We start from the raw sequence: 11,924 nt of genomic DNA, 5'->3' as shown, positions 1-11,924 counted from the left end.
GATGGTACTCCGCCGTCTCACCGCGGGCGCAGACGGATGGCGGCCGGAGCGGTTGCGGCGGTCATGGCCGGTGGGCTGCTCGCGGCATCCCCAGCCGCCGCTGCCGAGCCGTTCACCGAGCTGATCGACTTCGAGGACTACCAGCGCACGGCGCTCAACGGGCAGGACGGGTGGGTCGCCTCCGCGGCCCCGCAGGTCGTCGCCGACCCGCTGAACGGCAACAACCAGGTCGTCGAGTCGGTCGGCGGAGGACAGCAGGCCTACCGTGAGATCCCGGCGATCGCCGAGGGCGACACGGGCACGCTGTTCTTCCGGTTCCTGCGCACGGGCAGCGTCGACACCTCGTTCGGTCTCACCGACGTCGACGCGCCGAACGACTACACCCACAGCCGTGCCTACGTGAACAACCAGAACGACGACGTGCTGCGAGTGCGCGACGGCGGGGCGTTCCAGCCTGCCGGCGTGTGGTCGCGCGACGCCTGGCAGTGCGTGTGGATCGTCGCCGACAATGCGAACGACCAGGTCGCCGTATACAGCCAGGGCGGGCCCTACGAGGAGATCACCCGGTTGCCCGAGGGAACGCAGGAGCAGTTCGGGTTCCGTCAGGCGGTCGACGGATCGCTCGACCGCTTCTTCTGGAAGAACGGCTCATCGAGCGCCGGCCGCCTGCTGCTCGACGACGTCGCCGTCGACACGAGCCGTGAGAACCTCGCGATCGCCACCGGCAACGAGGGCGACTGCGCGCCGGGGGAGACGCCGGCCCAGCCGTTGCTGAACCCGCTGCCCGACCCCGAGCTCGCCGCGCTCGGCATCGAGGTCACCGAACTGGCACAGCTGCCGGAGTCGCAGACGACACCCGCCACGCAGGACCCGCGCCTCGTGCGGCACAACCGCATCACACACCTCGACGAGGTGCCGGACGAGTCGGGCCGCCTGATGGTGCCCGACAACAACGCGATCCTGTACCTCGTCGACAAGGGATCCGGCGAGTACGTGCCCTACCTGAACGTGCGGGATCAGTTCCTCGACAACTTCCACAACAGCGCGGGGCTCGGCACCGGACTCGGGGCAGCGGAGTTCCACCCGGACTTCGCCGAGAACGGCCTGTTCTACACCGTGCACACCGAGGGCGGCACGGCGCTGACCGAGGACGCCCCCGACTTCCCGGCCTACGGCAACACGCAGTTCCACAGCGTCATCACGGAGTGGAAGGCCTCCGATCCGTCTGCGGCGACCTTCGAGGGCACGCACCGCGAGGTCATGCGCATCCCCTTCGGCGGCCGCGTGCACACCGTGCAGCAGATCGCGTTCAACCCGACCGCCGAGCCCGACAGTGTCGAGCACGGCATCCTGTACATCCTCGTCGGAGACGGCGGCAACGGCGTCGGCAACGGCAACCCGCAGGACCTCGCGACGCCGCAGGGCAAGGTCCTGCGCATCGACCCGACCGGATCCGACAGCGCGAACGGCGAGTACGGTGTTCCCGCCGACAACCCCTTCGTCGGCCAGGCCGGCGCCCTGCCCGAGATCTACGCGCTGGGCCTCCGCGACCCGCATCGGATCAGCTGGGACCCCGAGGGCGATCACACCATGTACCTCGCTCACATCGGCGAGTGGCAGGTCGAGTCGATCTACGCGGTCGAGCCCGGTGACAACTTCGGCTGGTCGGTGCGGGAGGGATCGTTCCTCGCCGAGAACCGGCAGATCTTCCCGCTCCCGGCCGACGACGCGCAGTACGGCTTCACCTACCCGGTGGCGGCCTACGACCACAACCGCGACCCCGGTCAGACCGGGGACGCGGGCGTGGCCGTGAACGGCGGATTCGTCTATCGCGGCGACATCGCCGAGCTGCAGGGGCGCTACCTCTTCACCGATCTCGTGCGCGGCTGGGTGCTGTCGACCGAGGCCGACGAGATGGTGCGCAACGACGGCGACATCGACGATCTGGCGACGATCGAGCAGCTGCGGGTCTTCGCCGACGGCGTCGAGACGACGTTCCAGGATCTCGTCGGCGACACACGCGTCGACCTGCGGTTCGGTTCGGATGCCGACGGCGAGCTGTACCTCGTGTCGAAGGCCAACGGCAAGATCTGGAAGGTCACCGGTGCGCGCGACGTGAGTGCCCCGGCATCCCCGTTCGTCCTCTCCGAGCTCGCTCCGCACCTCGTGACCCACCACGACTTCGATCACCCGGACGTCGCGAACGCGACGGTCGAGGTCGATCAGGGACGTTCGGGCACCGACATCTCACTCATCAACGGCGGTGTCGAGATGCGTGTCGCCGACAGCGCCTACCCCGGTGCGGGCAAGGCGCTGCAGACGCAGCAGATGAATCCGCGCACCGCGTCGAACGACGACTGGAAGGCCGGGGTCTACGACTCCTCGGGCGTCGACTCGCTGTCGGCCTTCGCCGGGGCCGAGCAGGCCTCGGTCATGGGGTGGTTCAAGCCGACCGGCGACCACCCGGCGCCGAACTCGGGCACGGCGAACCCGGATGACGTCTACAACGCGATCGGACTCGCCGGCGTGCTCACGGGCACGTCCGACGGGCACGCCGTGCGAGCGCTGCTCGAGGTCATCACGGTCGACGGCGAACTCAAGCTCGTCGCCCTCGGTCGCCGCGTCGACGGGGGAGGGTCGTGGACCTTCGCGGCCGACCTGCCGTGGGACGAGATCCTGAAGAAGGGGCAGTGGGTGCACCTCGCCGCGACCTTCGACTTCGCCGCGGGCGAGATGAAGCTCTTCATGAACGGCGAGGAGCTCGCCGGACGCTACACGGCGGCGAACCCGTGGGGCGAGGGCGCGACGTCCGACACCGCGCCCGCCGGCATCAAGATCGGCGGCAGCTTCCCGCAGAACACGAGGGAGGCGAACCCGTTCCACGGACGCATGGACGACGTGATGCTGCTCGACACCGTGCCCACGGCCGAGCAGATCGCCGCGCAGTACGCGCTGTACGGTGCGGCCCCGAGCGAGCCGCCCGCGCCTGCCCCGTGCACGCCGGACGGCGAGGTCGTCACCGACGTCATGGATGCCGCGAACTGGGCGCCGCGGACTCCCGCGAAGTGGGAGTTCCCGGGCGACGAGATCGTGCTGACCGAACCGGGGACCGACCCCGGTGACGGCATCCGCCGTCCCTTCGAGTACGCCGTGTTGACCGAGGGGGAGGAGCTCGGGACGTTCGACCTCTCGGCCCAGGTGCGGCTCGACGAGAAGGCCTCGGTCAACAACCGCGACGTGATCCTCGTCTTCGGCTGGCAGTCCGACACGGAGTACTACTACGCGCACCTGTCGAAGGACAACACGATCTACCCCCACAACGGCATCTTCAAGGTCGACGGGGCTGACCGTGTGCGCATCGACGATCAGTGGGACGGCACGATCGGCGCCCCGCCCGCCGTCACGGACGAGGAGTGGCACGACGTGCGGCTGATCCGCTGCGCCGACACCGGCCAGGTGGCCGTGTACCTCGACGGTCTGTCCGCGCCTCTGATGACCGCGACCGACACGACGTTCCCCTCCGGACGAGTCGGCTTCGGCTCCTTCGACAATTTCGGACGCCTGCGGGATCTGACGGTCACGGCAGCCGCCGTCGACGAGGTCGCTCCCCGGGTCACGGTCAAGAGCGAGACCGGGGCGACCGTCGGACGCGACGGCGTGTACAGCAGGGTCTCCTTCAAGCTGTACGACGAAGGCAAGGTCGACCGGCTCACGCTGAACGGAGTGGAGAAGGATCTCTCGGATGCCGCCTGGTCCGACCTCAACGGGGTCGTGCCCGGTGCGTTCGGGGCGGTGGAGGGGGCGAACACCCTCGTGGTGTCTGACCTCGCCGGCAACACCACGACCGTGGCCTTCACGCTCGACGTCACCCCGCCGACCGTCACTGTCAAGGGCGGATCAGCACAGACCGTGGGTGGCGGCGGTGTCTACAGCAAGGTGTCCTTCAAGCTCCACGATCCGGGCAAGGTGGACCTCGTCGTGCTGAACGGCGTCGTGAAGAACCTCACGGATGCCGTCTGGTCAGATCTCAACGACGTCGTCATCGGGTCGATGGGCGCGGTGGCGGGGGACAACACCCTGGTGGTGAGGGACGTCGCGGGGAACGCGACGACCGTGCGCTTCGCGCTGGTGGACCAGCCGACGGGCTGAGACGCCTCCCGGGGGAGGGCCCGGCGTCTCAGCGAGGCGTCGGCCCCTCCGCTACTGTCCGTCCCGCGCGGCGAGCTCGCCGGGACTCGCGCACGAGCAGCACGATGGTCGCGGGCACAGAGAGGAGCATGAGGATCTGACCGGCGAGCGCGAGCGCGTTCACGAGCTCGAACCAGTCGGATTCGACGCTGGCCTGCGCCCCGACCTGGAGGAGGTTGTTCCCGAAGTGGACGGCAATCGCCAGCCAGATCCCGCCTGCGCGGCGCGCGAGGTAGCACGCGGTGCCGAGGAAGAACGTGTAGAGAACCTGGAACAGGGTGGATCCCACCTCGGCTCCGGAGAAGATGTTCAGCAGGTGCATGAGCGCGAAGCCCGACGTCGTCAGAAGCCACACCGACCACTCCGGGAAGCGCGAACCGCGCAGACCCACGACCGCCACGCCTCGCCAGCCGAACTCCTCCACCGTGGCGACGGCGAGCATGGCGACGGTCTGCATCGCCATCAGCGCCAGGCTCGGGTCGGGGTTCGCGAGGAACCCGACCCCCGCACCACCGAGGAGGACGAACGCGGTGAGCGCCGGGATCACCGCGAGGGCGATCGGGCGGAGAGGGCTCGGCTCGACCTGGATCAGCCGCCACCAACCGAGCACGGTGAACAGCGCGGCGAAAGCGATGAGCTGGAAGGCGGACTGCCCGAACAGGAAGTCCGCGCCGCCGCCCACCGACTGGAAGAGGGCGCCGATGTCGACGCTCTCCGGCGCCGAGCCTCCGAACAGCGGGGCGAGGCGATCGACGCCGGGGGCGAGGAGCCAGACCACGAGGATCACGCCGGCGATCCAGGCGACGGGCTCGAGGCGGGGTGCGAGGGGCGCGGCGGGAGCGGTGCTGATCGGACGGAGGGCGGGAAGATGCGTCATGGGGTTCCTCGGGGTGGAGGCGACGGGGGACGATCCGTCAGCGTAGTGAGTGGGTGTTCACTCGAACCGGGCCCTGATGGTGAACATCACGCGCGTGGATACTCCACGCCCGTGAGCCGCTCCGAGAGCGTCCAGATGCGTCGAGCATCGTCCTCGCTCCGCAGCCGCGAGTACAGCGTCTGCTCGGCGGGAGCGCCGCCGAGGTGGGCCGGTCCGCTCGGTCCGTAGAACGCTCCGCCTCGCGCGTCGGGAGACACGGCGGCGTAGAGCGCAGGCAGCGCGGCGGACTCCGGAGTCCCCAGCAGGATGCCGCGCGCCGACAGCCAGCGGATCAGACGCACGTCGACACCGTCCTTCGCGCGGCCGAGCTCGGGGCGGGCGGCGAGCAGACTGGTCGGAGCGACGCCGGGGTGCGCGAGATTGCTGGTGATGCCCCAGTGCCCCAGCCGACTGCGTCGATCCAGTTCGAGGCCGTACAGGCCGAACGCGATCTTCGAGTGGCTGTACGCGCGTCCGCCGCGATACGAGCGCTCCCAGTTCGGGTCGTCCCAGTTGATCGCCCCCTGGTTCGCGGAGACGCTCACCTGCGACGTCACCCGCCCCCGGCCCTCGCGCAGCAGTGGCAGCAGGTGCCCGACGAGAGCGAAGTGGCCCAGGTGGTTGGTGCCGAACTGCAGCTCGAAGTCGTCGGCCGTGGTCTGTCGCTCCGGAGGCGTCATGACGCCGGCATTGCCCACCAGCACGTGGATCGGTGCCCCGTCGGCGCGCATCGCCGCGCCGAAGGAAGCGACCGACTCCAGCGACGACAGGTCCATGGGCAGCGTGCGGACGACGGCGTCGGGTGCCTCCGCGCGGATCGCTCGCACCGCGGCATCCCCCTTCGCCGGGTTGCGCACGGGCAGGACCACCTCGGCTCCCGCTCGTGCCAGTCGGGTCGCGATGCGCAGGCCGATCCCGTCGCTGCCGCCGGTCACGACGGCGCGTCGTCCGGTCTGAGTCGGGATGGTGATGTCGATGGTCCGTCGTGCCATGGTGTGCTCCTCGGTGTCGACCTCCACTCTCGCGAACGTCCGAATCCGTATCCAGGACATGACGATCAGTGGATGCCGGCACCGCACCGTGTGAGGATCGATCAGACGAACGAGGGGGACACATGCCGATCGACAGGGACGCACTCGCCGAGTTCCTGCGTCACCGCCGTGAGGTGCTGCAGCCCGAGGACGTGGGGATGCCGCGCGGTGCACGCCGCCGCACGGCCGGACTGCGCCGGGAGGAGGTCGCGGCGCTCAGCCACATGTCGCCGGACTATCTGGCGCGGCTGGAGCGCGGAAGCGGGCCTCAGCCGTCCGAGCAGATGCTCTCCTCGATCGCCCAGGGCCTGCACCTGACGATCGACGAGCGCGATCATCTGTTCCGTCTCGCGGGTCACCGGCCGCCGCAGACCGGAGCGGGGACCGAGCACATCAGCCCCGGCATGCTGCGCATCCTCGACCGACTCGAGGACACACCGGCGGAGATCGTGACGGAGCTGGGGGAGACTCTGCGCCAGACCCCGCTCGGCGTCGCACTGACCGGTGACACGGCCGGGCTCACCGGCCCGGAGCGCAGTCTCGGGTTCCGCTGGTTCACGGATCCGCGCACGCGAGCGCTGTACCACCCCGACGACCACGACTTCCTCGTGCGGCTCTGGGCCTCGGGACTCCGCGAGCTCGTCTCGCTGCGCGGTCCGCAGTCGCGGGCGGCCGAGTACAGCCGGCTGCTCATCGAGCGCAGCGCGGAGTTCCATGCCGCCTGGGAGCGCCAGGAGGTCGGCATCCGTCCTCGGGAGAGCAAACGGTTCGTGCACCCGGATCTCGGCGGGATGGACCTCGCCTGTCAGACTCTCGTCGACCCGGTGTCGTCGCAACTGCTGCTCGTGTACACGGCCGTGCCGGGGACCGAGAGCCACGAGAAGCTCCAGCTGCTGTCGACGCTCGCACCGCGTACGGCAGGCTGACGACGGTCGCCGTCCGTGCCGCCGAGACCATGTCCCGACGGCACGAACGGCGAGGGACGCGCAGGGCGCGTGTCAGCGGATGACCGATACCGCGCCGGTGATGATCAGCGTGATCGCCGTCGTCCACAGGACGATCGCGGCGGCCTGCCAGATCAGCACGCGGCCCTTGCCGATGCCGGAGGCGGCGAGCATGGTCGCGGTGAAGTGCGTCGGCAGGAGCAGCGGGCCGAGCAGGCTCACGCCGGGCACGCCGTAGCGCTCGAACGCGCGCTGGAACTTCGCGCGGCGGGCGGTGCCGCGATCCGACTCGGCGGGGGCCTCGTCGATCGTCGCGCCGCCGGCGGCCACGGATTCGCGCGACCGCGACCGGGTCACGATGGCCTTGCGGGCTCCCGCGCCGGCGATCACGAGGATCGCGACGCACAGGAAGTTGCCCGCCATGGCGGCGATCGCTGCGACCACCGGGTGGATGCCGCCGATGATGCCGATCGCGGCCGCGCCCTCGCCCTCGATGAAGGGGATGGCGCCGGCCAGTGCGACGATGAGCGGCTGCACGAGCTCGGGGACCTGCGCGACGAGGTTCTGGAACGTCTCGACGAGGTTCATGGTGATGTCTCCTGACGGGTGGGGGAGCGGACTCTCCGCCCCGATGTCCTCAGTCCATCGCGGATGCCGTGCTCGCGGCAGTGTCGGGGCGTCATCGGTTCCCGGGTGCTTCGCCCGTCGCACCCGTGACAAGTGTCACGCCCCTATCGTGGGGGAATGAGCAGTCCCTCCCTGGCCGTCGACCGGTTCGGCGATCCTCCGCCCGGTGCCCGTCAGCTCGCGCGGGGCATCACCGCGACCTGGTGGTACACGCTCACGGCGATCGTGTTCCTCGAGCTGTTCCTCGTGCTGATCTGGGCGCTGCGGGTGTTCGTCGTCCCGGGCGACGTCGTCGCTCCGCTCGTGGTCGGCGCCGGTGGCCTCGTGTGGTGGCTGTCGACGATCCTGCTCCTCGCCGCCTACCGCCGAGAGGTCGACGGCGAACCCGTCGCGGCGTGGATGCGGATCGTGCCGTTCGTGCTCGCCGTCGCGTTCGGCGTCTCCTCCGGTGTCGTGGCGGACAGCTGGCTGCTGGGCGTCATGCCGGTCGCGCAGTCCCTCGTGCTGCTGCACTGGCCGCGGGGCGTGCGGCGGCGGATCGTCCTCTTCGTGACCTTCCTGCTCCTGGTGCTCGCCTTCGTCGACGGCATGCGCGGCACGGTCGACGGCGGCGTGCCGGAGTGGCTGCCGTCTCTCTACGCCGTGACGATCCCGGCGATGTCGGTCAGCTCGCTGTGGTGGTGGGACGTGCTCGTGACGCTCGACCGTGCGCGGGCCTCGGAATCACGGCTCGCGGTGACGCAGGAGCGACTGCGGCTCGCCACCGACGTGCACGACTTGCAGGGGCATCACCTTCAGGTCATCGCGCTGCAGCTCGAGCTCGCCGAGCGGCTCATGGAGCGGGACCCGGATGCCGGTCTCGTGCAGCTGCGGGCAGCGCGCGCGAGCGTCGACGAGGCGCGCCAGGGTACCCGCGACCTGGCTACGCGGTTCCGGTCCGTGCCGCTCGGCGACGAGGTCGCGAACGCCCGCGACCTGCTGAGCGCGGCGGGCATCCGCGTCGAGGCGGACATCGCGCAGGATGCCGGTGAGGCACCCGCATCCGCATTGGGTCCCGTGATCCGCGAGACCACGACGAACGTGCTGCGCCATGGCGGAGGCGCCCGTGCACGGCTGTCTCTGCGGCGGGATGCCGGCGGGTGGCGCTACGAGGTGTCGAACGACGTCGACCCGAGAACCGAGCGCGTGGCCGTGGGGTCGGGGCTCGACGGCGTCCGGCGCCGCATCGCGGAGGCCGGCGGCACGATCGTTGTGCGGGACGAGGGGGAGGACTTCACGGTGATCGTGAGGGTGCCGGAGGGGGACACCGCCGCAGAGCGAGGGGAGGTCGGTCGATGATCCGAGTGCTGCTCGCCGACGACGAGGGGATGATCCGCTCCGCGCTGGCCGCGCTGCTGCGCCTCGAGGGCGACATCGAGGTCGTCGCGGAGTGCGAGGACGGCGAGCAGGCGGTGGCCGAGGCGCTGCGCATCGCGCCGGACGTGTGCCTGCTCGACCTGGAGATGCCGGGCCTCGACGGCGTCGAGGTGGCGGAGCGTCTGAGCAGGGCGATCGTGACCCGCTGCGTGGTCGTGACGCGTCACGCGCGGCCCGGCGTGCTGCGGCGCGCGCTCGCCTCCGGTGTCTCGGGCTTCCTTCCCAAGTCGAGGGGCGCCGACGAGGTGGCCGATGTGATCCGCCGTGTCGCGGCCGGGGGCCGCTACGTGGATCCCGAGATCGCGGCCGACGCGCTGAGTGATGAGCGCTCACCCCTCACCGATCGCGAGCTCGACGTGCTGCGGGCCGGGCGCCGCGGCGAGACGACGGGGCAGATCGCCCGCACGCTTTCTCTCGCGCCTGGCACGGTGCGCAACCACATCTCGGCGGTGCTGGCGAAGCTGTCGGTCACGACGCGGCAGCAGGCTGTGCTGCTCGCCGAGGAGCGCGGCTGGATCTAGTGGTCGTGCTCGTCCTCGAGGATCATGCCGACCGACGTGGCGCAGGCATCTCCCTTCCATGCCTCGAGGCCCTCGCGCACCGCGAACACGGCGATGACCAGGCCGGCGACCGCGTCGGCCCACCACCACCCGAACACGCTGTTCAGCAGCAGCCCGATCAGCACGGCGGCTGACAGGTACGTGCAGATCAGGGTCTGCTTCGAGTCCGCGACGGCGGTGGCCGATCCGATCTCGGTCCCGGCGCGCCTCTCGGCGAAGGACAGGAACGGCATCACGACCACGCTGATCGCGGTGAGCACGATGCCGACCGTGCTGTGCTCCGGGTGCTCGCCGCCGAGCAGCGAGAGCACGGACGACGCCGTGACGTATGCCGCGAGCGAGAAGAACGCGACCGCGATGACCCGCAGCGTGGGCTTCTCCCAGCGCTCGGGGTCGCGCCGGGTGAACTGCCAGGCGACGGCGGCCGCTGACAGCACCTCGATGGTCGAGTCCAGGCCGAAGCCGATCAGAGCGGCGGACGAGGCGACGGATCCGGCCGCGAGCGCGATCACGGCCTCGATGACGTTGTAGCCGATCGTGATCGCGACGATGAGGCGGATGCGCCGGTGCAGTGTCGCACGGCGGGTGTCGGTGAGTGCGGTCATCAGCAGGTGCATCCCTCGCCGTCGCAGCAGTCCGGCTCGACCACGAGCACGACCCGCAGGAGCTCGTCGAGCGCGGGGGCGAGGTGAGGGTCGGCCAGTTCGTAGCGGCTGCGGCGACCATCGGCGACGCTCGTCACGAGGCCGCATCCGCGCAGGCACGCGAGGTGGTTCGACAGCGCCTGTCGACTGACGTCGAGTTCATCGGCGAGGTCGGAGGGGTAGGCGGGGGCGGTGCGCAGGGCGAGCAAGATCGCGGCGCGCGTCGCGTCGGAGAGTGCGTGCCCGAGGCGTGCGACCGCGGCGGTATGCGAGAGGGATGCCGAGAGAGTCACGCTCTCGATAGTACATCGAACAGTGAATTCAAGTAGTCCTGAATCGACGACGACAGGGCGAGCCTCAGGACTCCCCGCTCGTCGACGACTCCTCCGGATGGGCGATGAAGACGGGGAAGTGCGGAAGGATGCGACCGAAGTGGTCCGTGGCGACCGAGCTCCCCGGCGCCTCGAGCTGTCGCCGCTCGTCCCACGCGTGCGCCCCGTCGACGAAGATCGTCGCGTCGCCGAGCGTCGTGATCACGCGGAACGGCGGGTGGGGCTGCGGGGCGGGCTCGGCGGGCTCCCGGGCGCGCACCGCCTCGGCCTTCGCGTCTTCGCCGAGCGCTTCGAGGAACTGGGCTTCGAGGTCGAGGCTCGCTCGTACGAGTTCGTCCGGAGTCACTTCTTCCCACCTCCACGGGTGCTCCTCGATCGCGGCCGATTGTACGCCGCGAGGGTGTGAGCGGCCAGGGCTTGGTCTTCGCGGCTCAACCACTCCGATCCGGCCAGCGATCGGAGTAGAGCCAGACCGAACTCCACGCGTCGATCGAGACCTGTGTCGATCGAGTCGAGAGCCTCGCGGAAGCGGGCCAGAGCGTGGTCTCGCGCAGACGTCCTTTCGGCTGCAGCCGTGACGGCACCATCGAACGGCCACCACGTCAATCCGAAGACGTAGAGCTGTTCCGTTCCCCAGTGCCCCACGATGGTCAGGATAGTCGCGTCTTCTGCGGACGAGAGCGGTTTCCCGTGCTGTATATCGGGTCTGCGGAGTGCAAGGGACTCGCGCATGCAACACCCTCGAAACGCGGTGTCGATACCGTGCGAGTGAAGAAGAGGAGGACCGATGGTCGTGACGATCCACAGGGTCGACTGGGGACACCCGGATGCCGAGCGGCTGCGTGCCGCGCAGCGGGCCGAACTCGACGCCCGTTACGGCAGCGACGATCACGAGCCCGGCATCATCCCCTCCGGCGACGACGTGCCCGTGTTCCTCATCGCGCGCGGCGCTGACGGCGACGCGATCGTGTGCGGCGGGCTCCGGCCGCTCGACGAACCCGTACTCGGAGACGCCGTCGCGGAGATCAAGCGCATGTACGCCGCTCCCGAGGCACGGGGCACGGGCGCGGCGACTGCGCTGTTGCGAGGGCTGGAAGACGAGGCGCGTGCGCTCGGCATCCGTCGTCTCGTGCTCGAGACCGGCACGGCTCAACCCGATGCGGTGCGTTTCTACACGCGAGAGGGGTACGCGCCGATCCCGCTCTACGGGCACTATGTCGGCAGCGACCTGTCTCTGTGCTTCGCGAAAGACCTCACGGGCTGACG

Annotated in this window: 11 protein-coding genes; 5 read left to right on the top strand and 6 right to left on the bottom strand. The window is 70.0% G+C overall.

The window, feature by feature from the left end:
- The first annotated feature begins 36 nt into the window (after positions 1 to 36).
- Positions 37 to 4,149, top strand: a complete 4,113-nt coding sequence (locus MRBLMX7_RS06325) for a PQQ-dependent sugar dehydrogenase (RefSeq protein ID WP_363366749.1) — start codon at positions 37 to 39, stop codon at positions 4,147 to 4,149.
- A gap of 28 nt (positions 4,150 to 4,177) precedes the next feature.
- Here MRBLMX7_RS06325 and MRBLMX7_RS06320 read toward each other — a convergent pair whose 3' ends face one another.
- Both MRBLMX7_RS06320 and MRBLMX7_RS06315 read right to left on the bottom strand, forming a co-directional pair.
- Positions 4,178 to 5,065: a CPBP family intramembrane glutamic endopeptidase gene (locus MRBLMX7_RS06320; protein ID WP_363366747.1), complete on the bottom strand. Its 888-nt coding sequence runs from the start codon at positions 5,063 to 5,065 to the stop codon at positions 4,178 to 4,180.
- Between the two features lie 86 nt (positions 5,066 to 5,151).
- On the bottom strand, positions 5,152 to 6,096 hold the full coding sequence (locus tag MRBLMX7_RS06315; RefSeq protein WP_363366745.1) for an SDR family oxidoreductase: 945 nt from the start codon (positions 6,094 to 6,096) through the stop codon (positions 5,152 to 5,154).
- A 122-nt stretch (positions 6,097 to 6,218) separates the two neighbouring features.
- Here MRBLMX7_RS06315 and MRBLMX7_RS06310 point away from each other — a divergent pair, with 122 nt between their 5' ends.
- On the top strand, positions 6,219 to 7,061 hold the full coding sequence (locus tag MRBLMX7_RS06310; protein ID WP_363366743.1) for a helix-turn-helix transcriptional regulator: 843 nt from the start codon (positions 6,219 to 6,221) through the stop codon (positions 7,059 to 7,061).
- 72 nt (positions 7,062 to 7,133) lie between these two features.
- On the opposite strand, the gene MRBLMX7_RS06305 is transcribed toward MRBLMX7_RS06310, so the two are convergent.
- Entirely contained in the window at positions 7,134 to 7,667 is a 534-nt protein-coding gene (locus MRBLMX7_RS06305; protein WP_363366741.1) for a small multidrug efflux protein, read from the bottom strand.
- Positions 7,668 to 7,823: 156 nt separating this feature from the next.
- Here MRBLMX7_RS06305 and MRBLMX7_RS06300 point away from each other — a divergent pair, with 156 nt between their 5' ends.
- Both MRBLMX7_RS06300 and MRBLMX7_RS06295 read left to right on the top strand, forming a co-directional pair.
- The gene (locus MRBLMX7_RS06300; protein ID WP_363366739.1) at positions 7,824 to 9,044 is read left to right on the top strand and encodes a sensor histidine kinase; all 1,221 of its coding nucleotides are present in this window, start codon (positions 7,824 to 7,826) and stop codon (positions 9,042 to 9,044) included.
- A complete protein-coding gene (locus MRBLMX7_RS06295) occupies positions 9,041 to 9,643 on the top strand; it encodes a response regulator transcription factor (RefSeq protein WP_363366737.1) in 603 nt (200 codons plus the stop codon). Before MRBLMX7_RS06300 ends, MRBLMX7_RS06295 begins: the two co-directional genes overlap by 4 nt.
- On the opposite strand, the gene MRBLMX7_RS06290 is transcribed toward MRBLMX7_RS06295, so the two are convergent.
- The 3 genes from MRBLMX7_RS06290 to MRBLMX7_RS06280 are packed head-to-tail and all read right to left on the bottom strand — an operon-like array spanning position 9,640 to position 11,004.
- Positions 9,640 to 10,287: a cation diffusion facilitator family transporter gene (locus tag MRBLMX7_RS06290; protein ID WP_363366735.1), complete on the bottom strand. Its 648-nt coding sequence runs from the start codon at positions 10,285 to 10,287 to the stop codon at positions 9,640 to 9,642. The genes MRBLMX7_RS06295 and MRBLMX7_RS06290 overlap by 4 nt on opposite strands.
- Positions 10,287 to 10,628 carry an ArsR/SmtB family transcription factor gene (locus MRBLMX7_RS06285; protein ID WP_363370845.1) on the bottom strand — a complete coding sequence of 114 codons (342 nt, stop codon included), beginning with the start codon at positions 10,626 to 10,628 and terminating at the stop codon, positions 10,287 to 10,289. Before MRBLMX7_RS06285 ends, MRBLMX7_RS06290 begins: the two co-directional genes overlap by 1 nt.
- A gap of 55 nt (positions 10,629 to 10,683) precedes the next feature.
- On the bottom strand, positions 10,684 to 11,004 hold the full coding sequence (locus MRBLMX7_RS06280; RefSeq protein ID WP_363366733.1) for a hypothetical protein: 321 nt from the start codon (positions 11,002 to 11,004) through the stop codon (positions 10,684 to 10,686).
- 441 nt (positions 11,005 to 11,445) lie between these two features.
- Here MRBLMX7_RS06280 and MRBLMX7_RS06275 point away from each other — a divergent pair, with 441 nt between their 5' ends.
- Positions 11,446 to 11,922: a GNAT family N-acetyltransferase gene (locus tag MRBLMX7_RS06275; RefSeq protein ID WP_363366731.1), complete on the top strand. Its 477-nt coding sequence runs from the start codon at positions 11,446 to 11,448 to the stop codon at positions 11,920 to 11,922.
- Positions 11,923 to 11,924 lie beyond the last annotated feature (2 nt).

It is taken from the genome of Microbacterium sp. LMX7-1.2, from assembly GCF_040675935.1.
Lineage (GTDB): Bacteria > Actinomycetota > Actinomycetes > Actinomycetales > Microbacteriaceae > Microbacterium.
The sequence above is the reverse complement of the archived record's forward strand: the minus strand, read 5'-3'. Positions and strand labels throughout refer to the sequence as shown.